Here is a 24,411-nt window from a genome sequence, read left to right on the forward strand (position 1 = left end):
CGGCGCTCATGCCGTACCTCCGATCAGGGTGAGGAACGCGTCCTCCAGCCGGCGGTGGGGTCCCACCGCCGACACCGGCACGTCCAGCCGTACGAGTTCGGCGATCAGCGTGGCGGGCGTCGCGCCGTCGAGGCGTACGAGGATCCCGCCGTCCCCGGCCACCGCCGAGGCCACGCCCTCCAGGGCGGCGACCTTCTCGACGGTCATCCCGTACACCGGGCCCTCCAGGGCGACCAGCAGGGTGTCCCCGCCGCCGGTGATCTCGGCGACCTCACCCGCCCGCACCAGCCGCCCGCGGTCCATGACCACCAGGTGGGTGCAGGACTGCTCCACCTCCGACAGCAGGTGGCTGGAGACGATGACCGTTCGCCCGGCCGCCGCGTAACGGATCATCACCTCGCGCATCTCGCGGATCTGCGGCGGGTCCAGACCGTTGGTCGGCTCGTCGAGGATCAGCAGGTCGGGCAGGCCCAGCATGGCCTGCGCGATGGCGAGCCGCTGCCGCATGCCCTGCGAGTAGGTGCGCACCGCCCGCTCCAGGGCGTCGCCGAGCCCGGCGATCTCCAGGGCCTCGGCCAGGTGCGCGTCCTCGGCGGGCCGGCCGGTGGCCTGCCAGTACAGCTCCAGATTGGCGCGGCCCGTCAGATGCGGCAGGAACCCGGCGCCCTCCACGAACGCCCCCACCCGCGACAGCACGGGAGCGCCCGGCCGGATCGGATGCCCGAAGACGCGGATCTCCCCGGCGTCCGGCGTGATCAGCCCCATGAGCATGCGCAGGGTGGTGGTCTTCCCGGCCCCGTTCGGCCCGAGCAGACCGAGCACCTGGCCCTTCTCCACGCGGAAGGACAGGTCCCGCACGGCGTAGCGGTCCTGCGCCTTCGCGTACCGCTTCGTCAGCCCGGTGATGTCCAGTGGTACGTCGGCCAGCGCGGGTTCGGGCTGCGCTGCGCCCGGCCGCACCGCCCCGCGACCCCGGCCGGCGGGCCGGACCCCGAGCAGCCCCCCGGCCAGCGCCAGCGCCCCCAGCGGCAGCCACCACACCCAGCCGGGCAGGCCGGCCGCGGCCGTGCGGACCCCGTCCGCGACGGGCACGTCCAGCGGCCCCCGGACCGAGACGGTGTAGGCGGCGGGCGCGGCGGGGGAGGCGTAACCGAGGTCGGTCGCGGCGAGGATCACCCGCAGCCGGTGTCCGGCCTGGACGGAGTGGTCGATCGCCGGAAGCCGCAGCCGCACCGTGCGGCCCTGCCCGGCGTCCTCCACCCGTACCGGCGCGACGAGCTGGCTCGGCAGCACCTGCTGGCGGCCGTCGGGCCCCACGTCGTACACCTTGCCGAACAGGACGGCCGCCCCGTCGGCAGCCGTCGACCTCACGTCCAGGGTGAGGGTCGGGGTCCCGGTGACCCGTACCTCCTCGGTCAGCGGCTGCGATTCGAAGCGGGCGTTCTGCCCGGGGAAGTCCAGCGACAGCCCGGCTCCCAGCGAGGCGAACTGCCCGCCGATGCCGGGCAGCGAGGACAGCGCGGGCGGGGCGCCGCCCGCCGGATTGGCGAAGGTCTGCTCCCGTCCGCTCAGCGCGATCGCGCGCGGGGAGGAGGTCAGGCCGGGGTAGCGGTCGCCGCTCGCCCCGCGCAGCTTGACCAGGCCGTCGGTGGAGTCGAGGCCGCCGGAGCGCGAGACCCGGAAGGCCGGGCCGGTGTCGGCGCCCTCGTCCCCCTTCAGGTAGCGGTCGAACCAGGCCGTCACCCGCTGCTCGACGCGGCCGGACTCGCGCATGCCGCCGTCGTGCCCGCCGGCCGCCCAGTCCACGGAGACGGGAGCACCGTTCGCCGCGATGGCCCCGGCCATGGCGTCGGCCTGGTCCAGCGGGAAGAGGGAGTCGTCCTGGCCCTGCACGATCAGGGTGGGCACCTTGATCCGGTCGCCCACGGCCGAGGGGCTGCGCCGCTCCAGGAGCGCGCGGGCCTCCGCGTCGGGCTTCCCGGCGACCGCGACCCGCTCGTACATGGCGCACAGTTCGTCCTCGAACCGCCCGCAGCCGGCGGCCTGCGGCCCCGCCCGGCCCGGCGTCGGGGCCGCCGAGGGCACCGGCGCGGGGGCCGTCTGGAGGCCGCCCGCGGCGCCGGTGGTGAAGAAGATCCCGGCCCACAGCTTCTTGAAGACACCCTGCGGGAAGAGGGCGTCGGCCAGGTTCCAGTACGTGATCTGCGGGGCGATGGCGTCCACCCGCCGGTCGTACCCGGCGGCCAGCAGTGAGATCGCGCCCCCGTACGAGGCTCCGGCGACGCCCACGCGGGGATCGCCGTCCGCGTCGAGGCGCACCTCGGGCCGGCGGGCCAGCCAGTCGATCAGCGCGGAGACGTCCTTGACCTCGTGCTCGGGGTCGTTCAGGCCGATCTTCCCGCCGGAGCGGCCGAAGCCGCGCGCCGACCAGGTCATGACGGCGTACCCGTCGCGGGCCAGCCGCTCGGCCTGCGCCCGGACGTCGTCCTTGCTGCCGCCGAAACCGTGCCCGAGGAGCACCGCCGGACGGCGCGAGCCGGCGTCCCCGGCGGTGAAGAAGGAGGTGTCGATCCCGGTCGTGGCGGCATCCGGGCCCGGCAGGTTCAGGACCCGGTCCTCGCGGTGCACGGCCGGGGCGTCCCCGGACGCGGCGGCCGCCGTCCAGGTTCCGGCCCCGGCCAGGACCGCGAGGGCGGCGGCGCCGGCGAGCAGGCGGTCGCGGCGCCGCCGGGGCAGTCGTGGCTTCATACCGGGAACCTTACGGCCGGTGATCGCCGTACGCGGGATCCCCCAGGTGGAGCCTCCCCCCTTCTCCAGGCGTACTCCTTCCCGCCCGGCGTACCGCGCCCGCGGTACGCCCGGCCCGCGCCGACCTGCGCGCGGGCCCGCACGGCGGGAGGATGGGCGGCATGCTGCTGGCCGAGGTCGCGCGCGTGTCCCGGGAAGTCGCCGGGACCACCGCCCGCTCACGCAAGACCGCCCTGCTCGCGGAGCTGTTCGCCGCCGCCCCCGCCGACGAGGCGGGGCTGGTCATCGCCTACCTCTCCGGACGCCTCCCGCAGGGGCGCCCCGGCGTCGGCTGGCGCACCCTGGGCCGGGACGCGCCCCCGGCGGCGCAACCCTCCCTGACCGTCCGGGCCGTCGACGAGGCGGTGACCGAACTGGCCGCCGTCGCGGGCCCCGGGGCCCGCGCGGCCCGCGACCGCATCGTCGACGTCCTGCTGGGCGCCGCCACCGCCGAGGAACAGCGCTTCCTGCGCAGCCTGCTCTCCGGCGAGGTGCGCCAGGGCGCCCTCGACGCGGTGGCCCTGGACGGGGTCGCCCAGGCCGCCGGAGTGCCCGCCGCCGAGCTGCGCCGGGCCGTGATGCTGGACGGCTCGCTGCCCCGGGTGGCGACGGCCGTACTCGCCGAGGGCGCCGCCGCGCTGCGCGGGGTGACCCTGCGCGTCGGCCGGCCCGTACAGCCGATGCTCGCCGGAACCGCCCGGTCCGTGGCCGACGCCCTCACCGCGCTGGGGCCGTGCGCCGTGGAGGAGAAGCTCGACGGGATCCGCGTCCAGGTCCACCGGGCGGACGACGACGTCCGCGTGTACACCCGGTCGCTGGACGAGATCACCGACCGGCTGCCCGAGGTCGCCGAACTCGCCCGGAGCCTGCCGGGGGACCGGTTCATCCTCGACGGCGAGGTCATCGGACACGGCGCCGACGGCCGCCCGGTGCCCTTCCAGGAGATCGCCTCCCGCGTCGGCTCCCGCATCGACGTGGCAGCCGCCCGGCGCACCCTGCCGGTGAGCGCGCACTTCTTCGACTTGCTGGCCCTCGGCGACCGGGTCCTGCTCGACCTGCCGGTCCGCGAACGGTACGAGGCCCTGGCCGGGCTCGTCCCGGAGGAGGCCCGGGTCCGCCGGCTGGCGGTGGAGGATCCGGCCGCCCAGGGGGCCGCCGCCGACGAGTTCCTGGCCGAGTCGCTGGCCCGGGGCCACGAGGGGGTCCTGGTCAAGGCCCTCGACTCGCCCTACGCGGCGGGCCGGCGCGGCAAGCGCTGGCTCAAGGTCAAGCCGGTGCACACCCTCGACCTGGTGGTGCTGGCCGCCGAACGGGGCCACGGCCGCCGCACCGGCCTGCTCTCGAACCTGCACCTCGGGGCGCGGGCCGCCGACGGCACGTTCGCGATGCTCGGCAAGACCTTCAAGGGGCTCACCGACGAGATGCTGCGCTGGCAGACCGAGCGGCTGGGCGAACTCGCCGAACACGACGACGGCTTCACGGTCCGGGTCCGGCCCGAACTGGTCGTCGAGATCGCCTACGACGGCCTCCAGCGCTCCCCGCGCTACCCGGCCGGGGTCGCCCTGCGCTTCGCCCGCGTCCTGCGGTACCGCCCGGACAAGAACGCCGGGGAAGCCGACACCGTGCAGGCGGTGCTGGAACAGGGCGGGTTCGCGGGCGGCGAACGGGGCCGGGGCAACCCGGACGCCGGGTGATTTTGCCTCAGAGGCAAGAAAATTGCCGCTCGGGCAAGATTCTGGCTCAATCGGGGTATGAACCCCAGTGCCGACGGGCCGGACGGCCCCGACGAGGGTATCGCCGACCAGCTGCCCGCCGTCGCCCCGCAACTGCGCGAGCTGCGCCGCCGCGCCGGCCTCACCCTGGAGGCCGCCGCCGCCCGGGCCAGGCTGTCACCCGCCCACCTGTCCCGACTGGAGACCGGCCGCCGCCAGCCCTCGCTGCCGCTGCTCCTGGGACTGGCCCGCACCTACGGCACCACCGTCTCGGAGCTGCTCGGCGAGACCCAGGCCGTCGCCGACCCCATCGTACGGGCCGGGGGCGCCGGGGCCCGCGAGGCCGACGGCTGGACGTACTGGCAGGCCGGGGCCCCCGGGCGGGGGATGCAGGCGCTGCGCGTGCACGTCCCGCAGGGGAGCGGCCAGGGCGAACTGGTCCGCGTACATCCCGGAGAGGAGTGGCTGTACGTGCTCGGCGGGCAGCTGCGGCTGCGCCTGGGGGAGACCGCGTACCTGCTGGAGCCGGGGGACAGCGCGCACTTCGACTCGCTGACCCCGCACCGGATCGGAGCGCCGGGACACGGCGGAGCCGAGCTGCTGTTCGTCCACACCCTGCTGCAGAGCAGCCTCGCCGGGCTGTGCCTCGGCGGCTCCGCCGCGCCGCGGCCCTGACAGCCGAGACAGTCGAGGAACCGTACCCATGACCCAGGGGGAGAACATGTCCACCACGTCCGAGAAGACCGCAGCCGAGACGACCGCAGCCGAGAAGACCGCCACCGGGGCCGCCGCCGAGACCGAAACGGCCGTCGCCGCCGGAGCCGGAGCCGAGACCTCCCCCGCCGAGGCCGCGCCTGGACCCGCCGCCGAAGCGGCGACCGCAGCCACCGTGGAGGTGCCCGCGGACGACGCCAAGGGGCTGCTGGGACGCGTCGAGTCGCGGTTCCCGCGCGGGCTGGTCATCCGGCTGGTCGCCTACCTGTTCGTCGGCCACCTCTTCGCCTTCTTCGTGTACCTGCTCTTCGTGCTGGGCGGCCGGAACCAGTAGCCGCCGCCGGGCGGATCCACCGGCCGCCGCACCCAGCCCAGCACCAGCACCGAGGCCACCGCGGCGAAGGCGCACCACGTCGAGGCGAACGCCAGCCGCCACAGCGCCGCGCAGAGGAGCGCCCCCACGGTCAGTACGGCGCCCAGCAGCCGCAGCCGGCGGTCACGGCCGAGCAGCAGGGCGCCGAGTGTGGCGTACAGGTAGCCCGCCACGACCAGCGGCGCGTACGGCACGTCCACCCCGTAACCCACCAGCCGCCCCCGGACCTCGGCGGTCACCGGCCGGGTCGCGAGGCAGGCCGCGAGCACGGCGGCGGTGGCCAGACCCACGACGGCCGTCCCCCACAACCGCCGCCCGGCCCCCGGCCCGGCGGCGAGCAGCACGCCGAGCGGCACCCACACGGGCAGCAGCGGCAGGGCGATCACCGCCCAGGCCGTGGTCGCCGGACCGCAGCCGCCGCCCGTGTGCCGGACGGCGGCCTCGATCAGCTGGTGCGCGCCCAGCAGCAGCGGCAGCGCGGCGACGGGCAGGTCCCGGGCCCGCCGCACCCGGGCCAGGCACACCACCCCGACGGCCGACACCACCGTGCCCGCCGTCAGGTCCGCGGCCGTGCTCCAGCACACGCGAGGGCCTTCCGGAACCGGAGCCGTCTCACCCGTCGGCCGTGGCCGGGGGTTCCAGGGACGGCGCCGTGACCCCGCACTGGGTACGGCACTGCTGGTGCGGATGGGGCTCGCCGGGCGCGGGGGAGCGTACGGTCGCCCAGGCCAGCGCCGCCCCCACCACCAGCACTCCCGCGCACCAGGGCATGGCCCGCCCGAAAGCGGCGTCGAAGGCATCGGCCGACAGGTAGGCGTCCGGGCCCATCCCGGCCAGCAGCGGCAGCGCCGCCACCGCGAGGAGACCGGCGGCGCGGGCGGCCGCGTTGTTGATGCCGCTGGCCAGGCCCGCCCGGCCGGGGTCCACCGAGGACAGGACGGTCGCGGTCAGCGGAGCCACCAGGGTGACCATCCCGGCGCCCATCACGACCAGGGCCGGCAGCACGTCCCGTACGTACGAGGCCGCCGGGCCCACGCGCAGCATCAGCAGCATCCCGGCCGCGCAGAGCAGCGGGCCCACCGTGAGCGGGATGCGCGGCCCGATCCGCTCCCCGAGCGCCGCCGAACGGGCCGACAGCAGCAGCATCAGCACGGTGGTCGGCAGCAGCGCGGCGCCCGCCCCCAGCGCCGAGTACCCGGCCACCACCTGGAGCTGGAGCACGACGAGGAAGAAGAACCCGCCGAAGGCCGCGTACACGCAGAGGGTGACCAGGTTGACGGCCGTGAACAGCCGGGAGGAGAAGATGTCCGGCGGCACCATCGGATCCGGCCGCCGCCGCTCGACGTGGACGAACGCGCCGCCCAGCACGATCCCGCCGACCGCGGCGGCCACGACCAGCCACGACCCGGTCCTGGCCTCGATCAGGGCGTAGGTGACCAGGGCGAGGGAGGCGGCGCCGAGCACGGCCCCGAGCACGTCGAACCGCCCGTGCGCGTGCGGATCCCGAGATTCCGGTACGTGTCTCAGCGCGACCGGCACGCACACCGCGGCCACCGGCACGTTGATCAGGAACACCCACCGCCAGCCCGGCCCGTCCACCAGCCAGCCGCCCAGGAACGGCCCGACGGCGGCGCCCACTCCGCCGAACCCGGACCACAGGCCGACCGCGCGGGCCCGGTCCTCGGCGTGGATCGAGGCCTGGATCAGCGCCAGCGAGCCGGGCGTGAGCAGCGCTCCGCCGACGCCCTGGAGGGCGCGGGCGGCGATGAGCACGCCCTCGGTCGGCGCGAGCCCGCACAGCAGCGAGCCGGCCGCGAACCACAGCACCCCGAGCACGAAGATCCGGCGGCGCCCGAACCGGTCGCCGAGGGCCCCGCCGACGAGGATCAGGCCGGCCAGGGTCAGCAGGTAGGCGTTGACGGTCCACTGGAGCACCGCCAGGTCGGCACCGAGATCCCGCCCGATGCGCGGGAGCGCCACGTTGACGACGGTCGAGTCCAGCAGCGCCATGGTCGACCCGAGCACGGTGGCGAGCACGATCCACCGCCCCCGCGCGGACCGCAACGGAACCCCGGGCGCGAGATCCGCGCCGGGCGGCGGGGGACCGACCCCGGGCGCTGGGGGACCGGCGGCCCCGGACGGCGTCCTACCGGCTCCCGGTGGCGGCACACCTGCCCCGGGCGGTGGCGTGCCGGCCTCGGGCGGTGGCGTGCCGGCGGCCCCGGAATGCGGCCCACCGGCTCCGGGTGGCGGCGCACCGGTTCCGCGGTGTGGTGTACCGGCATCAGGCGGTGGCGTGCCGGCGGCCCCGGAATGCGGCCCAGCTCCCGGTGGCGACGCACCGGCCCCCGGCGACCGCGCACCGGCCCCCCGCGACGGCGCACCCGCCCCCGGCGACGGCACACTCGCTCCGGATGGCGGCGCACCGGCCCCGCCCGGCGACGCACCACCGCCGGGCGGTGGGGGACTGGCGGCCCCGGGCGGCGGCCCACCGGCTCCCGGCGGCGGCGCACCGGCCCCGGGAGGCCGCCCACCGGCCCCCGGCGGCGGCCCGTCCGTGCCGCCGGACGGCCTGGAGCTGCCTGCGTCGGGCGGGGGCACGGCGGCGCCGGAGGCGGGATCGGTCATGTCCCCAGGCTGGCGCGCCGCGCCCGGAAGGGCCAGCCGGCGCCCGGACGCGGCCGCAGCCCCGTGGCGCGAAAGCGACTCCCCAGGATCACGGACGGCGGGCTCGACGCCCGCTTCGTCACGCGCCACGGCTATGGCAAGCCCCTGGTCAACTCCGGGCGGGTGACCGACCGCCCCGGCCAGGGCCGACCATCCGCCGGCCCCCGCGTCACCCGCCCCCGGCATTCGGGTGGCGGCCCGCGACAGGGCCGCGACGCGCCCGGGAGGCCGCGCGGGGCGACGTAGCGTGCCGGGCATGACCCCGTACCGCTTGCCGGAGGGCGCCATCGAGGCCCTCGTCCGCTCCGCCGACCCGGACGCCGTCTGGGCGGCGGGGTCGGCGGACGCCGTCCACACGGGCTCGCCCGGCGACCGCGACACCCCCCTCGACGTCGGCGGCCTCACGGCGGTGCTCGCGCTCTGGCCCGTCCTCGGCCACCTCGTCGCCGAGGGGGAACTCGCCCTCCACACCCCGCTCACCGCCTACGGGGAAGCCGCCGCGGCGGGACTCCCCGGCGGCGCCACCGCCCACCACCTGCTCACGCGCGGCGACGGCCCGCCCGCCCTCGCCGCCCTCACCCGGCTCGCCGAACACCTGACCGGCACCCCGCTGGCCGAGTTCGCCGCCGCCCGGATCTGGCGCCCGCTCGGCATGACCCGCACCCGCTTCGCCGACGGCACCCTCTACGCGCCCTTGGCCGACCTGGTCCGCTTCCCGCGCCACCTGCTCTCGGCCGCCGACCACCCCATCAGCCGGTCCTGGACGGCGGAATCCCTGCGCATCCGCACCGGCGAACTCACCCCCGCCCGGGGGTTGCTCTGGCACCCGGCCCCCGCTGGCGTCTGGACCCACCACCCCCCGGCCCCCACCGGTCCGGCCCTGTGGATCTCACCCCGGCACGACCTCTGGGCGGCCCTCCTGCCGGGCATCACGACCGCCCCCGACCCCGCGTCCGCGTCCGCCCCCGACCCCGCCGCCGCCCCGCTGCGCACCGCCTTCCGTGAGGCCGTCTTCGCCGCAACCCCCGTCGCCTGAAAGCCCGTTGTACGATCCCGGAACGATGACGAAGCCCCGCGGGAAGAACCCCGACGCGCCCGTCCCCACCAGTCCCTGGGACGAGATCACCCCCGGCCTCTGGATGGGCGGCCACGTCTGGGCGGTCGCCGCCGGAGAACTGCGCCCCGCCGTCGTCACCGACGAGTTCGACCTCGTCATCAGCCTCTACACCCGGCCCGGACACGGCCCCGGCCCGGCCGCCGAGCACCTCGTCGGCGAGATGCCCGACGGCCCCCTCACGGCCGCCCAGCTCGGCACCGTCCGCGAGCTCGCCGAGGCCGCCGCACAAGCCCTGGAGTCCGGCCGAAAGACGTTGGTGCGCTGCTTCCACGGCTACAACCGCTCCGGCCTCGTCGTCGCCCAGTGCCTCGTCGGCCGGGGTGCGGCCGCCGCCGAGGCCGTCGGCCTCATCCGGAGCAGGCGCTCGCGCTGGGCCCTGCACAACCTGCTCTTCACCGACTACCTGGCCACCGGCCTGGACACCGCCGCCCTGCTCACGGGCCTCGACCCACTCCCGTAGCGCAGTCGGAGCGCGCGCCCGCAGGGGCCGTCGTACGGTGATGCCGAAGTCGCCGTACGCGGACGCCCGGCCGGGCCGTGGCCCGTGGACGGTCCCACCGGCCGCAGCCCTTCCGCACCCCCGCGAGGAGCCCATGTCCGACGCCGTGACCGTGCCGGCCACCGACCCGGACGTCGACGCGCTCGACGCCCTGTGCCGGGAGCTGGCCGAGGCCGCCGACGCCGTGGGCGAAGCCGCCCGGTACGCCTCGGGGATCGCCCTCGGCGCCCGCCTGCCCGTCGCCGCCCTCGTCGGGCGCGGCGGCCGCCGGCGCCGGGCCTGGCGGACCCTGCTGCGCACGCTCACCGACCCGGCGGGCCTCGGCTGGGCCCCGCGCGGGCGGGGCGTGGCCCGGGCGGGGTGGTTCGCCGGGATCCTGGCCGGCCGGGAGAGCCTCGCGGTGACCACCGCCGTCTGCGGGTTGAAGGCGCGGATCCGCGTCGCCGGCGCGGACCGGCCCGATCTGCTCGCCGACCCCTACTGCGCCGCCGTCCTGGCGGCGGTCGCGGAGGGCCGGCAGGACGAGGCGGCCCGCGCCTTCCGGAGCATGCTGCGCGAGCGGGGCCCGGCGCACGCCTTCACCCTGCTGGCGCCGGCCTTCGCCGACATCCTGGCCTGGCAGGCCCTGACCGACGAGAACCCGTTCAACGACCACGCGGGCTGGCAGGTCGCCACCGGCCGCGCGCGGACCCCGGAGCCGCTCCTCGGCCTCGGCGCCGCGCTGCGCGCCTTCCTCTCCCGGGGGCCCCGCCCGGACGGGGAGCCCGGCCCGGCGCCCGGACGGCCAGGCCCACTCGACACCACCGGCACCCTCGCCGGGTACCTGCGCAACGCGGCACGGCCCGGCGCGGCCGACACCCCGCTGGTCCAGCGGCTGACGGGCCCCGGGAACACGACCCGGTACGTGGTCCAGCTCGCCGACGGGGACGCGCCGCGGGCCCGGGACGTGGCCCGGGCCCTGCGCGCGGTGGTCCCCTCCGGCTGCGCACTCGTCCTGGTCGGCCACGGCAGGGGCGCCGGCACCGCAGTGGACCTGGCCGCCGACCGGGAGTTCACGGCCGTCTATACGGTCACCCACCTGTTCGCCGTCGGCGCCCCGGCCGGCGCCCCGGCCGGCGCCCCGGCCGGCGCCCGGACCCCCGCCGACCCCCGCACCCGGGTGCGGGTACTGGCTTCGGCGGCAGCCGCCCGCGCCGTCGACGCCGATGCGCTCGCCGTCGCCGGGCGGGTCACCGGCAGCCGGCTGCTCCCGCTCGGCGACGACACCGGCCGCCCGTCGGCCCCGGACTCCTGGAGCCACCCGTGAGCGACACCCCGCGGCTGCCCCCGCCCGGACCCTCCGACGGCCTGCGCAGCCACTGCGCGGCCCTGCGCTCCCACGCCCGCCGGCTGCGGGCGGGCGCCGCCGCGCTGGACTGGCGGGGCCCGCAGGCCGACGCCTTCCGCGCCGAGGTCGCCGCCGTCGCGGAGCGCTGTGCCCGGGCCGCGGACGGCTTCGCGCTCGCCGCCGCCCAGCTCGACGGGGTGCACGGGGGTGTCACAGGACGAGTGACAGGAGCAGCACGCAGCCGAGGCCCGTCACCGAGATGAGGGTCTCCATCACCGACCAGGTCTTCAGGGTCTGGCCGACGCTCATCCCGAAGTACTCCTTGACCAGCCAGAACCCGGCGTCGTTGACGTGGCTGAAGAAGAGCGAACCGGCGCCGATCGCCAGCACCAGCAGCGCGGTCTCCGTCGTGGACATGCCCGCCGCGAGCGGGGCTACCAGACCGGCCGCCGAGATGGTGGCGACCGTCGCCGAGCCCGTGGCCAGCCGGATCGCCACCGCGATCAGCCAGGCCAGCAGCAGGGCAGGGATGGACCAGCTCTTCGAGAGGTCCAGGATCATCTGGCCGACGCCCGCGTCGATGAGGGTCTGCTTGAAGCCGCCGCCCGCTCCCACGATCAGCAGGATGCCGGCGATCGGGGCGAGGGACTTCTCCACCGTGGACGACAGCCGCTCCCGGGTGAACCCGGCGGCCCGGCCGAGGGTGACCATGCCCACGAGCACGGCCGTCAGCAGGGCGATCAGCGGCGAGCCGATGACGTCGGTGACCTTCTGCACCCCGCTGGCGGGGTCGTCGACGACGATGTCGACGAGGGCCTTGACCAGCATCAGGGCCACCGGCAGCAGCACGGTGAAGACGGTCGCCCCGAAGCGGGGGCGGCGCTCCAGCTCCGCCGACGGACGCTGCGGGATCATCCGCTCAGGCGCCGGTATGTCCACCCAGCGGGCCGCGTAACGGGAGAAGAGCGGCCCGGCGATGATCACGGTCGGGATCGCGACGACGACGCCGAGCGCGAGCGTGACCCCCAGGTTGGCGTGCAGGGCGTCGATGGCGACCAGCGGGCCGGGGTGTGGCGGGATCATCCCGTGCATCACCGACAGGCCGGCCAGTGCCGGGATGCCGACGCGCATGAGCGAGTAACCGCCCCGCTTGGCGACCAGCAGCACCACCGGGATCAGCAGCACGATGCCGACCTCGAAGAAGAGCGGCAGTCCGATCACGGAGGCGATCAGCACCATGGCCCAGGGCATGGCCCGGCCCTTGGCGCGGGCCAGAATCGTGTCCACGATCTCGTCCGCGCCGCCGGAGTCGGCCAGCAGCTTCCCGAGGATCGCGCCGAGGGCGATCAGGACGCCGACGCCCGCGACCGTGGCCCCGAGGCCGGCCGTGAAGCTGGCGATCGTCTTGTTCAGCGGGGCGCCCGCGAAGGATCCGAGCGCCAGCGAACCGACGGTCAGGGCCAGGAAGGCGTGCATCTTCAGCCGGGTGATGAGCAGGACGATGACGGCGATGCCCAAGAGGACGGCGATGCCCAACTGGGCGTTACCGGCCGAGGTGATGGGTCCGGGGGCGGCCGCTGCCAGTGTCTCGACGCTGAGACCGGTCACGGTGGGGTTCCTGACTGTGCGGAGGGGTGGGGGAAGGGGGGCGGGCGGGCCGTCAGAGGCCGCGGAGCGCGGCCAGTGCCCGTTCGGTGATCTCCTCGGGGGCGCCGGCGACGGGTACGGCGACACCGGCCTCGTCGGCGCCGAGCGGTTCGAGGGTGGCGAACTGCGAGTCCAGCAGGGTGGCGGGCATGAAGTGGCCGGTGCGCCCCGCCATCCGCTCCCCGATCAGCGCCCGGTCCCCGGTGAGGTGGACGAACACGGTCCCGGGGGCCGCGGCGCGCAGCCGGTCGCGGTACGCGCGCTTGAGGCTGGAGGCGGCGACCACGCCGCCGCCCCGCTCCGCCCGGTCGCGGATCCACGCGCCGATGGCGTCCAGCCAGGGCCCGCGGTCGGCGTCGTCCAGCGGAATGCCGGCCGACATCTTCGCCACGTTCGCCGCCGGGTGGAAGGCGTCGCCCTCCGCGTAGGGGAGGGCCAGGGCCTCCGCGAGCAGCCGGCCCACGGTCGTCTTGCCCGTGCCGGCCACGCCCATCACCACAATGACGCGCTGGGAGCTCACGTCGTACCTCGCTGTCCTCGTTGACATCGACCCGGCAGGGGAGCCCGGGGCGGCCCCCACTGAACCTCATTAAGTAGTACTTATTCAAGAGGTTGACGGTAAAACATCACACCATTGGTTCGCCGGGGCGTCACCGTACGCTTACGCCATGACCACCGAAGGCAGTCCGGGCCCAGGACTCCACACCCAGGTACTGGACACCCTCGGCCTCGCCGTCACGGCGGGGGAGTACCCGCCCGGCAGCGTGCTGCGCACCGACGAGATCGCCGTCCGCTTCGACGCCTCCCGTACCGTGGTCCGCGAGGTGGTCCGGGTCCTGGAGTCGATGCAGCTCGTCGAATCCCGCCGCCGGGTCGGCGTCACCGTCCGCCCCGCCGACGAGTGGAACGTCTACGACCCGCGCGTCATCCGCTGGCGCCTCGCCGGCCCCGACCGGCCCCGGCAGCTGCGCTCCCTGACCGTCCTGCGCTCGGCGGTCGAACCCGTCGCGGCCGGGCTCGCGGCCACCCGGGCCACCCCCGAGCAGTGCGCGCAGCTCACCGAAGCGGCCCTCGGCATGGTCCGCACCTCGCGCGGCCACCAGCTGGCGGGCTACCTCCACCACGACGTCGCCTTCCACCGCGTCGTGCTGAACGCCTCCGGCAACGAGATGTTCGCCCGGCTGGGCGACGTCGTCGCCGAGGTGCTCACCGGCCGCACCGAGCACTCCGTGATGTTCCCCGACCCGGACCCGGCCGCCGTCACCCTCCACATACGGGTCGCCGAGGCCGTCCGGGAAGGGGACGCCGTCGCGGCCGAGGCCCTGACCCGGCAGATCGCCCTGGGCGCGCTGGAGGAACTCGACGTCCTCGCGCCCTGAAGGTCCCGGACGCGCGGGGCCGCGGCCGGGCCCGCCGTGGCCGCCCCCACCCGGACGGACGGCGTCAGTCCCGAGCGCCGTCCGGCAGGGCGACCGGCATGACCAGGGTGGTGAAGCTGCCCTGGTCGGCGGAGCGGACGAGGGCGGGGCGCGGGCAGGACGGGAGGTCCAGCAGGACGTCCGGGCCCACGCCGGCCTCCAGCGCGCTGCCCAGCACCACCGGGTCGAAGCCGATCCGGACCGGTGTGGACACCCCGCACACGGCCGGCAGCTCGATGCCGGCCACCCGCAGCCGGTCGGGGCCGGGCTCCAGGGCCACGGCGGGCTCCTCCCCGTGCGCGTCGAGGACGGCGAGGAGCGCGAGCCGGTCCACGATGACCCGGTGGGCGGGGACCGGCGGTGCCTCCAGCGCGGAGAGCACGTCCCGGTAGGCGGGGTAGGAGCCGTCGGTCACCGGCAGTTCGCGCGTGCCGCCGGGGTGGCTGACGGCCAAGGGGGCGCCGGGCGCTCCCGCCGTCAGCGTCACCCGGTCCGCCCGGGCCGCCCACACCACCAGCCCGGCCAGGGACCGGGCCTCGACCAGCAGCCGCCCGGGCGGTCCGGTCACGGCGGTGGGGCGCAGGGTGCGCACCGAGAGCCGGTAGCGGTCGGTGGCCACGAAGCGGACCTCGTCCTCGTCGAACTCCACCAGCACGCAGCCCAGTACGGGGTCGTCCGGATCCCGCCCGGCCGCCGGCGCCACCTGCCGGACGGCGCTCGCCAGCTCCGGACCGCCGAGGGTGACCTCGGTGTGGCCGGGGGCCGCCGGGAGGGTGTCCAGGACGGCGCGCACCGCCGCGTCGGCGGCCCGCCCCGACTCCCGCACCGCCAGGCGGTGCCGCTCCAGCACCCTCCGGGCCCGCTCGGGCGGCCCGTCCAGGACGGCGACCACGTCGGGCAGGGCCAGCCCCGTCTCGCGCAGCCCGCGCAGCAGCGTGGCGCGGGCCCGCTGGGGCTCGGCGTAATACCGGTACCCGGTGACCGGGTCGACGTGGGCGGGGAGCAGTACGCGGCAGTCGTCGTAGAAGCGCAGGGCGCTCGGCGCGAGGCCGGTGAGACGGCCGAAGGCGCTGATGCCCATCAGTTCGGGGGTGTCGTCCATGGAGCCGATGATCGGCTCTCATCCCACTCGAAGGTCAAACGGCGGCCACCGGACGGGATCCGCCGGCCCGGCGCCCCGCCGGGGCGCCGGGCCCTTCGGCATCATGCTCCCGTGGCCGCGCCGCCCGCGACGGCGTCGGGGGTTCGCGTGTCGTGCGCGGCGAACTGGGTCCGGTACAGGTCCTCGTAGCGGCCGCCCGCCGCCAGCAGCTCCTCGTGCGTACCCCGTTCCACGATCCGGCCCTCCTCGACGACCAGGATCTGATCGGCGGCCCGGACCGTCGAGAGCCGGTGCGCGATCACCACGGCGGTCCGGCCCGCCAGCGCCTCGGCCAGGGCCTCCTGCACCGCGGCTTCGGACGTGGAGTCCAGGTGGGCGGTGGCCTCGTCGAGGATCACCACCCGCTGCCGGGCCAGCAGCAGCCGGGCGATGGTCAGGCGCTGGCGTTCGCCGCCCGAGAGCCGGTAGCCGCGCTCGCCGACCACCGTGTCCAGCCCGTCGGGCAGCGCGGCGACGAGCCCGTCGAGGCGGGCGCGGCGCAGCGCGTCCCAGATCTCGTCCTCGCCCGCGTCCGGCCGGGCCAGCAGCAGGTTGGCCCGTACCGACTCGTGGAAGAGGTGGCCGTCCTGGGTGACCATGCCGAGGGTCTCGCGGATCGAGTCGGCCGTGAGGTCGCGTACGTCGATCCCGCCGAGGCGCACCGCGCCCGCGTCGGCGTCGTACAGCCGGGGCAGCAGCTGGGCGATGGTCGACTTTCCGGCGCCGGAGGAGCCGACCAGCGCGATCATCTGGCCCGGCTCGGCCCGGAAGGACACCTCGTGCAGCACCTGCGCGCCACCCCGGGCGTCGAGGGTCGCGACCTCCTCCAGCGAAGCCAGCGAGACCTTGTCGGCGGACGGGTAGCCGAAGGACACCCCGTCGAACTCCACCGCCACCGGCCCCTCGGGCACCCGGCGGGCGTCCGGCTTCTGGGCGATCAGCGGCTCCAGGTCGAGGATCTCGAAGACCCGCTCGAAGCTGACCATCGCGCTCATCACCTCGACGCGGGCCCCCGCGAGCGCGGTCAGCGGGGCGTACAGCCGGGTCAGCAGCAGGGCGAGCGCGACGACCGCGCCGGCCTGGAGCGTCCCGCGCAGGGCGAAGTGGCCGCCCAGGCCGTAGACCAGCGCCAGGGCCAGCGCGGAGACCAGGGTGAGGGCGGTGATGAAGGCCGACTGGGCCATCGCCGTACGGATCCCGATGTCCCGCACCCGGGCCGCGCGCGCCGCGAACTCGGCCGACTCGTCGGCGGGCCGCCCGAACAGCTTGACCAGGGTGGCGCCGGGAGCGGAGAACCGTTCCGTCATCTGGGTGCCCATCGCGGCGTTCAGCGCCGACGCCTCCCGCTGCATCGCCGCCATCCGGGCGCCCATCCGGCGGGCCGGCAGCACGAACACCGGCAGCAGCACCAGGGCCAGCAGGGTGATCTGCCAGGAGATGCTCAGCATCACCCCCAGCGTCAGCAGCAGCGTCACGGTGTTGGAGACCACCCCGGACAGGGTGTTGCTGAAGGCCCGCTGCGCCCCGATCACGTCGTTGTTGAGACGGCTGACGAGCGCGCCCGTCCGGGTCCGGGTGAAGAAGGCCACCGGCATCCGCTGCACGTGGTCGAAGACCGCGGTCCGCAGGTCGAGGATCAGCCCCTCACCGAGGGTCGCGGACAGCTTGCGCGTCAGCAGACCGAGCCCCGCCTCGGCGAGCGCGATCACCGCGATCAGCAGCGCCAGCCGGGTCACCTGCCCGTCGTCGCCGCCCCGGACGATCGCGTCCACGATCCGGCTGGCCAGCAGCGGGGTGGCCACCGCCAAGAGCGCGCCCACCACGCTGAGGAGCAGAAAGAGCGTCAGCCCGCGCCGGTGCGGGCGGGCGAAGGAGGCGATCCGGCGCAGGCTCGCCCGCGAGAGGGGGCGCCGGTCCTGCTGGGCGTTGATCGCGCTGTGCAGCGAATGCCAGGCGGTGACTTCCATGTCCATGGGCCCCACGCTAGAACCTCAACCGGGCTCCAGGTCAAGGAACCGCTTCCGGAACTCCACACGGCTGCGGAACTCCGGGACCGCCAAAGGAAGTTCACCATCCCCGCCCCGGCGGGACGGACCTGGGCAGACCAATACCGCCGGGCGGGGGCTGCACAAGGCGGCGAGCCCGGCGTAGTGGTGGGCGGTGGACCGGCGTCCACGCCCGGCCTCACCGTCCCGCGCGGGCCCGGCCTTTGCCCTGTCCTGACCTGCCCATGGTCGGCGGCCGGGCCGTGCGATAGATTCGGCCTCCCCACCGCACGTGCTCGGCACACCTTCCCATCCCCACCACGCCCAGGCAGGCCTCTTCTCCATGAGCGACATCGTCAACGGACTCGGCCGTACGAGCGCATACGGCGCCCTCGGTCTCGTTCTGCTGATCCTCGGCATCGTCCTGGTGGACGTGCTGACGCCCGGGAAGCTCCCGAAGCAGATCTGGGAGGAGCGCAACCGCAACGCGGCCCTCCTGCTCAGCTCCGCGCTCCTCGGCATCGGCGGCATCGTCTTCACCTCGATCTGGACGACGTACGACGACTTCGGCAAGGGACTGCTGTCCACCGCCGCCTTCGGCGTGCTGGGCCTGGTCCTGATGGCCGTCGCCTTCCTGGTGCTGGACCTGGTGACCCCGGGCAAGCTCGGCGCCATAGTGGTCGACCCCGAGCCGCACCCCGCCGTGTGGGTCACGGCCTCCTGCAACCTCGCCGTCGCGGCGATCGTGGCGGCCTCCATCGCCTGATCCGGGCGGGCCCGTACGGTACGACGAGGGCGCCGCTCCCCACTCGGGGGCGGCGCCCTCCGCGCGTGGGGGCCTACGCCAGCCCCAGCGCGAACACCGCGAACCCCGCCGCCAGCAGCCCCGCCACGGTCCGCCGCAGCGCCGGAGCCCCCCGGCCCTCCCGCGCCGGAGCCTCGAACCGGCGGGCGTAGCGGGCGAGGGCGACCAGCAGCAGCGCGAACACCGGCATCCACGCCATCCGCGCCACCAGCCACCCCACGGTGACGGGCGCCGTCGTCAGCCCGGCCACCGGCCCCGCGAACGAAGCGGGCACGGCCGCCGCCAGCATCGCGCTCTGGTGCCAGCACAGCACGGTCATCGCGCTCAGGTTGACCACCACCACCGGCGCCCACAGCGCCGGCCGCGCCAGCAGCCGCGCCAGCCGGTCCCGCAGCAGCATCGCCGCACCCGACTGGGCCGAGGCCAGCGCCAGCACCAGCAGCGACGGCGGGTGCGAGTTGGTGCGCGCCGCGCCGGGCACTCCGACCATCGACGCCGGGTAGTGGAACACCACCAGCAGCGCCGCGAACAGCGCGCCCCCGCCCACCAGCAGCAGCCACGCCCCGCGCCGCCCGATCCGCCGCTCGCCCCAGGCCACGCCGAGCTGGTACGCGAACATCCAGCCCGGCAGCACGTTCAGCACCGACAGCCAGGACGGCACCGCGTCCGACAGCGGCCCGTACCGCAGGAAGTCCACCACCGCGACGGAGGCCAGCAGCGGCGCCACCGCCCACCCGCCGAGCCGCCGGGCGGCCCGCACGCAGTACGGGGTCAGCGCCGTCACCGCCGCGTACACCCCGACGAACCACAGCGGCTGGACCACCAGCGTCGCCCCGGTCCGCAGGGTGGTCTCCGGCACCCCGGCCACGTACAGCACCGGAGCCGCCAGCGCCCACACCGCCGTCACCCCGAGCACCGGCCGCCCCAGCCGCACCATCCGTCCCTTGAGCCAGGCCCCGGTCGAGCCGGTGCGGCGGTGGAAGGAGAGCACCGAGGCGTAACCGCCGACCAGGAAGAAGATGCCGAGCATCTGGAGCACCCAGCTCGCCGGAGCCAGCGCGCCGAAGGCGGACAGCGGACTGGCGTTGTGCAGAGCGCCCTCCGGGCCGAGGGTGAACCCGCCGAGCAGCCAGTGCCCGGTCGGCACCGCCAGCAGGGCGACGGCGCGCAGCCCGTCGATCGCCCGGTCACGGTGGACGGGGGTCTCGCGGTCGATGCGTACGGCGCTCTCCCGCGCCAGGTCCAGGACGCTCATCGGGCCTCTCCCTTCGCGATCGCGGCGAAGGCCGCCAGTGACCGGGTGCCGGCGGCGAAGTAGCCGGTGTGGCCGCGCACGTCGGCGGCGGGGACCGGGCGGGCGCCGAAGGCGGCGGAGGTGGGGTCGGCGCCGTGTCCGAGCCCCGCGAACTCGACGTTCGGGACGTTGGCGATCCAGTCCGAAGGCCCCCGGCCCGCCCAGACCCGGGCCCCCGTACCGAGCCCCGCGACGCTGTCCGCCCGCATCCCGGGCGACCCGAACACCACGATGTCGGCGGCGTCCGTCCGCCGGGCCGCGATCCCGCACACCACCGAGCCGTAGCTGTGGCAGAACAGCGCCGGATCGGGCACCCCGACGGCGTCGAGCCCGGCCGCGAACCGGGCGAGGCGCACCGCCCCCGCCTCGGCGAGCCGGCCGTCCGCCGCGTCCAGGCCGACCCCGACCGGCGTCGTGTATCCCGTCCAGGCGATGACGGCCGTACCCTCGCCCGCGGCCGCCCACAGGGCCCTGGCCATCCCGGCCGGCCCGGTGCCGGGCGCGCGCGGGGCGTCGTAGGAGGCGGCGTCGTTGTCGGACCCGGGCACGATCACCGAGACGTGCTCCGCGTGCTCCAGATCCCCGAACACCTCGACGACCTGCCCCCGCCCGCGCGGGTCGAACGCCAGGATCCGCCGCCCCGGAGAGGCGAGGGAGGCGAACCGTGCCTCCCCGGTGGCGAGCACCGCCAGCCGGTTGGCCTCGTACCGCAGGGCCACGGGAGCGCCGTCCAGGCCGCCCACGACGGACGGATGCCTGCGGACGAGCTCCCGCCGGGCCCCTTCGTCCAGCCCGGCGAAGAACCGGGCCACCTCGCGCGGCGTGGAGTCGGCCGGATCGGGCAGCGCCCGCCCGTCCACGGCATCGGCCCGCCAGGCGGCACTCCCGGGCGGCGGCCCGGTCACGGCCCGCTGCGCGTCCCCGGAAGCCCATCCGGCGGTCCCCCCGACCACACCCCCCGCGAGCACGACCGCGGCCAACGTCCTTGCGAAGCGGCGCATGCCCCTTCTCCTCTCCTCGTGACGAGGAGGAAGGTAAGAAGCCGGCACCCGCGCGCACGTCGCACCGGGGAGCCAAGTCCGAGGTCATACCCCGGTAGGGGGTGGAGGAGACGCGCTCGGCCGGGAGACCCGAGAAGCCGCCCGCTGTCGTGGCCGCGCGGCGGACGGCCGGAGGGTTCAGCCCGTGTCGCCCGGGCGGACCAGGCCGGCCTCGTAGGCGAAGATGACGGCCTGGGCGCGGTCGCGCAGGTCGAGTTTGCCGAGGACGCGGCCGATGTGGGTCTTCACCGTCTGTTCCGCCAGCACCAGATGGGCGGCGATCTCCTGGTTCGACAGGCCCCGGGCGATCAGTTCCAGGACCTCCGTCTCCCGGGGGGTCAGGCCGTTCAGGCGCAGCGCCGGGTCCTTGCGCGGGGCCGGGCGCTGCCGGACGAAGTCCGCGATCAGGCGCCGGGTCACCGACGGGGCCAGCAGTGCCTCGCCCGAGGCGACGATCCGGACCGCCGCGATCAGGTCGGCCGGCGGGGCGTCCTTGAGCAGGAACCCGGACGCGCCCGCGCGCAGCGCCTCGTACACGTAGTCGTCGATGTCGAAGGTCGTCAGCATCAGCACCTTCGGCCGGTGCACCACCCCCGGCGGCGGGTCGAGCAGTTCGCGCGCCGCCGAGAGCCCGTCCAGCTCGGGCATCCGTACGTCCATCAGCACCACGTCGGGGTGCAGGGTGCGCGACACCCGCACCCCCTCCCGGCCGTCGGGAGCCTCGCCCACCACGTCGATGTCGGCCTGCGCCGAGAGCAGCGCGGCGAACCCCGCGCGCACCATGGCCTGGTCGTCGACGATGATCACACGGATGGTCAACGGGAATCCTTGTCGGCGTCGCGGTCGGCGTCGGTCAGGGGCAGCCGCGCGGCGACGCGGAAGCCGCCATCGGGCAGCGGGCCGGTGTCCAGGCTCCCCCCGGTCAACCGTACGCGTTCGCGCATGCCCACCAGCCCGTGGCCCGTGCCCGAGGCCTCCAGCGGCACCACGGCGTCCGGCGCCGGGCCGTTGACCACCAGGAGCAGTACGTCGCCGGTCCCCTCGGACCGCGTCACCGAGACCCGGGTCCGCGCCCCCGGGGCGTGCCGAACCACGTTCGCGAGGGCCTCCTGCACGATCCGGTACGCCGACAGGTCCACCGCCGGCGGCACCTCCTCGCCCGCGCCCAGCGCCAGCGACAACTCCACCGGCTGCCCGGCCCGTACGGTCGCCTCCACCAGCTGCTGGATCCGGTCGATCCCCGGCTGCGGGGCCCGCTCGCCGCCCGCGCCGTCCCCGCCGTTCGTCCCGTCGCCGCGCAGCACCGTCAGCAGCCGCCGCATCTCGCCCAGCGACTCGCGCGCGGCGGCCGCGATCGCCGCGAACTCCTCCCGTACGGGCTCCTCCATGCCCGGCAGCCGGTACGGCGCCGAATCGGCCTGCACGGTGATCACCGACATGTGGTGGGCCACCACGTCGTGCAACTCCCGCGCGATCCGGGCCCGTTCCTCCAGCAGGGTGCGCCGCGACCGCTCCGCCTCGCTGATGCTCTCCTGCTCCGCGATCCGCTGCCGGGCGTCGCCCAGCTGCCGCAGCGCGCCCGTCAGGGCCAGGACCGCGCCGCTCAGGACGAAGAGCAGCGCGACGGTATTGGTCACCCCGGCGGGCTGGAAGAAGCCCAGCACCACCCCGGCCGCGCCCGTGGCCAGCCACACCCCGATCAGGGTCCGCACCGGCTCGCGCAGCCCGAGGCAGATCATCAGCACCAGGTACCCGACGATCACCATCGGCGGCCACGGCCAGGAATGCCCGCCCAGCCGGTCGGCGTCCAGCAGCAGCAACGCCCCCACCGTGTCGGCCGCCAGCACCATGCCCCAGGCGGGCACCGGCCGGGTCACCGCCAGCAGCAGCGGCACCGTCTGCGCCACGCCCAGCGCGCCGGCCCAGCCGCCGCCCGCCGCGTAGTCGTTGGTCAGGACGGCGATGGTCACTGGCAGCAGCGACATCACGAAGACGGCGACGACGGTGTACGGCAGCGCCCGCTGCCAGCGCCTGGGCGCCCGCGCGAACAGGGCCTCACCCGGGCCGGCGGGCGTCCGCAGGACGACGGCGAACCGCTCGGACGCGGGCGCACCGGGCTCGCGCCCGCGTCGCTTCCCGCGCTTCTCCTTGGCCGGGGTACGGGCTTTGAGGCTCATGATCCCCCCACCCTAAGCGCTTTCGTTCCTCCGGCGGGCTCCGCTCGTTGACCCGGCATGGAGCTGCTGCCGACCATCGCGGCGCCGGGTGTCGGTGAACGGGCCGACGCCGCGGCCGATGCCGCCTGCGACCTCTACGACGCCGTCGTCCCCTGGGGCGGCGGCGAGCCCGGCGGGTGGAGCCGGACCGCCGCCGAGGACGCCGCCGAGACGATCGAGACCACCGCGCACGCCCTCGCGCACATCCACCCGCGCGCCGAGGTCATCCTGGCGCCCGTGCACGCGGCCCTCGCCGACCTGCGCCGTCAGCTGGAGCTGGCCCCGGCCGACCCGCTGACCGCCGACGAGGTGCCGGCCACCCCGCGCACGGTCGGCAACCCGCGCCGCACCCGGTGGGAGCGGGTGCTCACCACTGCTCTGCCCCGGCAACCGCCTCCTGGTACAGCTTCCTGACCTCGGCGCCGAAGTAGGGGCTGTAGGAGGTGTCGGCCGTCGGGCCGCCGGTCTTCCAGCCGCCGATCACCCCGATCACCTCCCCCGTCCGGGAGCCCTCGTCGTAGTGGGCGATGAAGGGGCCGCCGCTGGTCCCGCCCGGGAAGCCGGTGCAGTCGATGCGCAGGAACGAGCCTGGGCTGTCCGGGTCGGTGCTGGTGAACTTCGTCGTCCGGTTGACGCACACGCGGGGCCGGGGCGCCGACGCCGGGTGGCCGATCAGGGTCACCCCGGAGTGGGCGTACGCGGCTCCCGTCACGAGCCGGTTGCCGCCGACCGCCTCCTCCACCCGGAGGCCGTCGGCGTTCGGGCCGACGACCGCGAAGGCCACGTCCAGGGTGGCCGCCCGCTCGGCGCCCTGGGCCTTGTACCGCTGGTCGATCCACACCGCGGAGTGCCCGTCGGAGTCGCGCAGCACCGGGAACATCCCGTACGGCCGCGGGTTCGCGCGGGTGTACCGCGGTACGAAGGCCACCTGGCGGGTGTCCGACCCGAGCAGGCAGTGCCCGGCGCTGAGGACGATGTTGCCGCCGGGGGAGGAGACCACGCTGGCCGTGCAGAAGTAGGAGCCGGAGCCCTTCATGGCGTACATCCGCCCGACGACCGGGATCCCGTCGAAGTCCCGGCCGACTCCGCTCGTGCCGGGTACGGCGGCGGGCGCGCGGGTGGGGGGCGTCCCGGCCGGGTCCGGCGTCGGGTCGGCCGACGGTTCCGGCGCAGGTTCCTTCGCCGGTTCCGGGGCGGGAGGGGCCGGAGCGGGGGGCGCCGGGGCGTCGGCCGCCGGCGCGGGGCCGGTGGTGGCGCCCGTCCCGGTCCCGGTCCCCGTCGCCGTCCCCGGAACGGCGGGTACGTCAACGCCGGGTGCGGGGCCCTTCGGTGAGGGCACGGCCGCCACCGGCCGGACCGTCGACGGTCCGGCGGGCGCGGGAGCGGCCGGCGCGGGGGCGGCTCCCGGGGCACCGGCCGCCGCCGGGCCGGGCCCCGTCGGGGAGGCCGCCGAGGGGGCCGTCGCCGAGACGGCCAGGGCGGGGGCGGGGACCGGAAGGGCCGCCGCCATCCGGTCCGGGGTCCAGAAGGCGGTGGCCTCCCGCGCGGTCCAACGGCCCGGCGCCGCCTGCGCCCCGCCCGGCTCCGTGACGGGCAGCGGCCCGCCGGGCAACAGCAGGGTCGCGGCGGCCACGGCCGCCGCCACCGTCAACGTACGTCGCATGCATCG

22 protein-coding genes are annotated in these 24,411 nt (G+C 76.0%); 10 read left to right on the plus strand and 12 right to left on the minus strand.

The features are described from left to right. Positions 1-6: 6 nt before the first annotated feature. Positions 7-2,748 (minus strand): alpha/beta fold hydrolase, encoded by a 2,742-nt coding sequence (locus ACZ6ZT_RS02070; protein WP_469714663.1) that lies wholly within the window; start codon positions 2,746-2,748, stop codon positions 7-9. A 161-nt stretch (positions 2,749-2,909) separates the two neighbouring features. On the opposite strand from ACZ6ZT_RS02070, the gene ACZ6ZT_RS02075 reads away from it, so the two are divergent. The 3 genes from ACZ6ZT_RS02075 to ACZ6ZT_RS02085 are packed head-to-tail and all read left to right on the plus strand — an operon-like array spanning position 2,910 to position 5,547. Continuing rightward, positions 2,910-4,481 carry an ATP-dependent DNA ligase gene (locus ACZ6ZT_RS02075; RefSeq protein WP_469714665.1) on the plus strand — a complete coding sequence of 524 codons (1,572 nt, stop codon included), beginning with the start codon at positions 2,910-2,912 and terminating at the stop codon, positions 4,479-4,481. 57 nt (positions 4,482-4,538) lie between these two features. Continuing rightward, on the plus strand, positions 4,539-5,174 hold the full coding sequence (locus ACZ6ZT_RS02080) for a helix-turn-helix domain-containing protein (protein ID WP_469714667.1): 636 nt from the start codon (positions 4,539-4,541) through the stop codon (positions 5,172-5,174). Between the two features lie 28 nt (positions 5,175-5,202). Next, the gene (locus tag ACZ6ZT_RS02085) at positions 5,203-5,547 is read left to right on the plus strand and encodes a DUF6126 family protein (protein WP_469714669.1); all 345 of its coding nucleotides are present in this window, start codon (positions 5,203-5,205) and stop codon (positions 5,545-5,547) included. On the opposite strand, the gene ACZ6ZT_RS02090 is transcribed toward ACZ6ZT_RS02085, so the two are convergent. Together ACZ6ZT_RS02090 and ACZ6ZT_RS02095 are read right to left on the minus strand one after the other, a co-directional pair. Continuing rightward, positions 5,475-6,170, minus strand: coding sequence for a DUF6629 family protein (locus ACZ6ZT_RS02090; RefSeq protein ID WP_469714671.1), 696 nt, complete (start codon positions 6,168-6,170; stop codon positions 5,475-5,477). The genes ACZ6ZT_RS02085 and ACZ6ZT_RS02090 overlap by 73 nt on opposite strands. 28 nt (positions 6,171-6,198) lie before the next feature. Beyond that, positions 6,199-7,650, minus strand: a complete 1,452-nt coding sequence (locus ACZ6ZT_RS02095) for an MFS transporter (RefSeq protein WP_469714672.1) — start codon at positions 7,648-7,650, stop codon at positions 6,199-6,201. 859 nt (positions 7,651-8,509) lie between these two features. On the opposite strand from ACZ6ZT_RS02095, the gene ACZ6ZT_RS02100 reads away from it, so the two are divergent. From ACZ6ZT_RS02100 to ACZ6ZT_RS02115, 4 genes are all read left to right on the plus strand, one after another. Continuing rightward, positions 8,510-9,289, plus strand: coding sequence for a serine hydrolase domain-containing protein (locus ACZ6ZT_RS02100; RefSeq protein WP_469714674.1), 780 nt, complete (start codon positions 8,510-8,512; stop codon positions 9,287-9,289). 25 nt (positions 9,290-9,314) lie between these two features. Next, positions 9,315-9,830: a protein-tyrosine phosphatase family protein gene (locus ACZ6ZT_RS02105; protein ID WP_469714676.1), complete on the plus strand. Its 516-nt coding sequence runs from the start codon at positions 9,315-9,317 to the stop codon at positions 9,828-9,830. A 133-nt stretch (positions 9,831-9,963) separates the two neighbouring features. Continuing rightward, the gene (locus ACZ6ZT_RS02110) at positions 9,964-11,175 is read left to right on the plus strand and encodes a hypothetical protein (protein ID WP_469714678.1); all 1,212 of its coding nucleotides are present in this window, start codon (positions 9,964-9,966) and stop codon (positions 11,173-11,175) included. Next, positions 11,172-11,459: a hypothetical protein gene (locus tag ACZ6ZT_RS02115; RefSeq protein WP_469714679.1), complete on the plus strand. Its 288-nt coding sequence runs from the start codon at positions 11,172-11,174 to the stop codon at positions 11,457-11,459. Before ACZ6ZT_RS02110 ends, ACZ6ZT_RS02115 begins: the two co-directional genes overlap by 4 nt. Here the strand turns inward: ACZ6ZT_RS02115 and ACZ6ZT_RS02120 are convergent. Continuing rightward, on the minus strand, positions 11,407-12,804 hold the full coding sequence (locus ACZ6ZT_RS02120; RefSeq protein ID WP_469714680.1) for a GntT/GntP/DsdX family permease: 1,398 nt from the start codon (positions 12,802-12,804) through the stop codon (positions 11,407-11,409). The genes ACZ6ZT_RS02115 and ACZ6ZT_RS02120 overlap by 53 nt on opposite strands. Before the next feature lie 52 nt (positions 12,805-12,856). Further along, entirely contained in the window at positions 12,857-13,363 is a 507-nt protein-coding gene (locus ACZ6ZT_RS02125) for a gluconokinase (RefSeq protein WP_469714681.1), read from the minus strand. Positions 13,364-13,511: 148 nt separating this feature from the next. Between ACZ6ZT_RS02125 and ACZ6ZT_RS02130 the strand changes: the two genes are divergently transcribed. Beyond that, positions 13,512-14,222: a FadR/GntR family transcriptional regulator gene (locus tag ACZ6ZT_RS02130; RefSeq protein WP_469714683.1), complete on the plus strand. Its 711-nt coding sequence runs from the start codon at positions 13,512-13,514 to the stop codon at positions 14,220-14,222. Positions 14,223-14,286: 64 nt separating this feature from the next. On the opposite strand, the gene ACZ6ZT_RS02135 is transcribed toward ACZ6ZT_RS02130, so the two are convergent. Together ACZ6ZT_RS02135 and ACZ6ZT_RS02140 are read right to left on the minus strand one after the other, a co-directional pair. Beyond that, positions 14,287-15,363 (minus strand): DNA polymerase III subunit beta family protein, encoded by a 1,077-nt coding sequence (locus ACZ6ZT_RS02135; RefSeq protein WP_469714684.1) that lies wholly within the window; start codon positions 15,361-15,363, stop codon positions 14,287-14,289. A gap of 101 nt (positions 15,364-15,464) precedes the next feature. Further along, the gene (locus ACZ6ZT_RS02140) at positions 15,465-17,375 is read right to left on the minus strand and encodes an ABC transporter ATP-binding protein (protein WP_469714686.1); all 1,911 of its coding nucleotides are present in this window, start codon (positions 17,373-17,375) and stop codon (positions 15,465-15,467) included. A 355-nt stretch (positions 17,376-17,730) separates the two neighbouring features. Between ACZ6ZT_RS02140 and ACZ6ZT_RS02145 the strand changes: the two genes are divergently transcribed. Next, positions 17,731-18,153 carry a DUF350 domain-containing protein gene (locus ACZ6ZT_RS02145; protein WP_073908177.1) on the plus strand — a complete coding sequence of 141 codons (423 nt, stop codon included), beginning with the start codon at positions 17,731-17,733 and terminating at the stop codon, positions 18,151-18,153. 73 nt (positions 18,154-18,226) lie between these two features. Here ACZ6ZT_RS02145 and ACZ6ZT_RS02150 read toward each other — a convergent pair whose 3' ends face one another. From ACZ6ZT_RS02150 to ACZ6ZT_RS02165, 4 genes are all read right to left on the minus strand, one after another. Beyond that, positions 18,227-19,447 (minus strand): acyltransferase family protein, encoded by a 1,221-nt coding sequence (locus tag ACZ6ZT_RS02150; protein WP_469714687.1) that lies wholly within the window; start codon positions 19,445-19,447, stop codon positions 18,227-18,229. Beyond that, positions 19,444-20,487: an alpha/beta hydrolase gene (locus ACZ6ZT_RS02155; protein WP_469714688.1), complete on the minus strand. Its 1,044-nt coding sequence runs from the start codon at positions 20,485-20,487 to the stop codon at positions 19,444-19,446. The genes ACZ6ZT_RS02150 and ACZ6ZT_RS02155 overlap by 4 nt, the downstream gene beginning before the upstream one ends. A gap of 177 nt (positions 20,488-20,664) precedes the next feature. Continuing rightward, a complete protein-coding gene (locus ACZ6ZT_RS02160) occupies positions 20,665-21,345 on the minus strand; it encodes a response regulator (RefSeq protein ID WP_469714689.1) in 681 nt (226 codons plus the stop codon). Then, complete coding sequence (locus ACZ6ZT_RS02165) at positions 21,342-22,703, minus strand: sensor histidine kinase (RefSeq protein ID WP_469714691.1); 1,362 nt, start codon at positions 22,701-22,703, stop codon at positions 21,342-21,344. The genes ACZ6ZT_RS02160 and ACZ6ZT_RS02165 overlap by 4 nt, the downstream gene beginning before the upstream one ends. Before the next feature lie 57 nt (positions 22,704-22,760). On the opposite strand from ACZ6ZT_RS02165, the gene ACZ6ZT_RS02170 reads away from it, so the two are divergent. Further along, positions 22,761-23,156, plus strand: coding sequence for a hypothetical protein (locus tag ACZ6ZT_RS02170; protein WP_469714693.1), 396 nt, complete (start codon positions 22,761-22,763; stop codon positions 23,154-23,156). On the opposite strand, the gene ACZ6ZT_RS02175 is transcribed toward ACZ6ZT_RS02170, so the two are convergent. Next, positions 23,110-24,405, minus strand: coding sequence for a hypothetical protein (locus ACZ6ZT_RS02175; RefSeq protein WP_469714694.1), 1,296 nt, complete (start codon positions 24,403-24,405; stop codon positions 23,110-23,112). The genes ACZ6ZT_RS02170 and ACZ6ZT_RS02175 overlap by 47 nt on opposite strands. Between the last annotated feature and the right edge of the window lie 6 nt (positions 24,406-24,411).

It is taken from the genome of Streptomyces sp. NPDC102258 (genome assembly GCF_055584685.1).

Coding starts and splice junctions, on each gene's coding strand:
- ACZ6ZT_RS02110 (WP_469714678.1), top strand. CDS start 9,964: ATGTCCGACGCCGTGACCGTGCCGGCCACCGACCCGGACGTCGACGCG.
- ACZ6ZT_RS02080 (WP_469714667.1), top strand. CDS start 4,539: ATGAACCCCAGTGCCGACGGGCCGGACGGCCCCGACGAGGGTATCGCC.
- ACZ6ZT_RS02135 (WP_469714684.1), bottom strand. CDS start 15,363: ATGGACGACACCCCCGAACTGATGGGCATCAGCGCCTTCGGCCGTCTC.
- ACZ6ZT_RS02105 (WP_469714676.1), top strand. CDS start 9,315: ATGACGAAGCCCCGCGGGAAGAACCCCGACGCGCCCGTCCCCACCAGT.
- ACZ6ZT_RS02130 (WP_469714683.1), top strand. CDS start 13,512: ATGACCACCGAAGGCAGTCCGGGCCCAGGACTCCACACCCAGGTACTG.
- ACZ6ZT_RS02170 (WP_469714693.1), top strand. CDS start 22,761: ATGGAGCTGCTGCCGACCATCGCGGCGCCGGGTGTCGGTGAACGGGCC.
- ACZ6ZT_RS02175 (WP_469714694.1), bottom strand. CDS start 24,405: ATGCGACGTACGTTGACGGTGGCGGCGGCCGTGGCCGCCGCGACCCTG.
- ACZ6ZT_RS02140 (WP_469714686.1), bottom strand. CDS start 17,375: ATGGACATGGAAGTCACCGCCTGGCATTCGCTGCACAGCGCGATCAAC.
- ACZ6ZT_RS02150 (WP_469714687.1), bottom strand. CDS start 19,447: ATGAGCGTCCTGGACCTGGCGCGGGAGAGCGCCGTACGCATCGACCGC.
- ACZ6ZT_RS02145 (WP_073908177.1), top strand. CDS start 17,731: ATGAGCGACATCGTCAACGGACTCGGCCGTACGAGCGCATACGGCGCC.
- ACZ6ZT_RS02070 (WP_469714663.1), bottom strand. CDS start 2,748: ATGAAGCCACGACTGCCCCGGCGGCGCCGCGACCGCCTGCTCGCCGGC.
- ACZ6ZT_RS02100 (WP_469714674.1), top strand. CDS start 8,510: ATGACCCCGTACCGCTTGCCGGAGGGCGCCATCGAGGCCCTCGTCCGC.
- ACZ6ZT_RS02075 (WP_469714665.1), top strand. CDS start 2,910: ATGCTGCTGGCCGAGGTCGCGCGCGTGTCCCGGGAAGTCGCCGGGACC.
- ACZ6ZT_RS02165 (WP_469714691.1), bottom strand. CDS start 22,703: ATGAGCCTCAAAGCCCGTACCCCGGCCAAGGAGAAGCGCGGGAAGCGA.
- ACZ6ZT_RS02085 (WP_469714669.1), top strand. CDS start 5,203: ATGACCCAGGGGGAGAACATGTCCACCACGTCCGAGAAGACCGCAGCC.
- ACZ6ZT_RS02155 (WP_469714688.1), bottom strand. CDS start 20,487: ATGCGCCGCTTCGCAAGGACGTTGGCCGCGGTCGTGCTCGCGGGGGGT.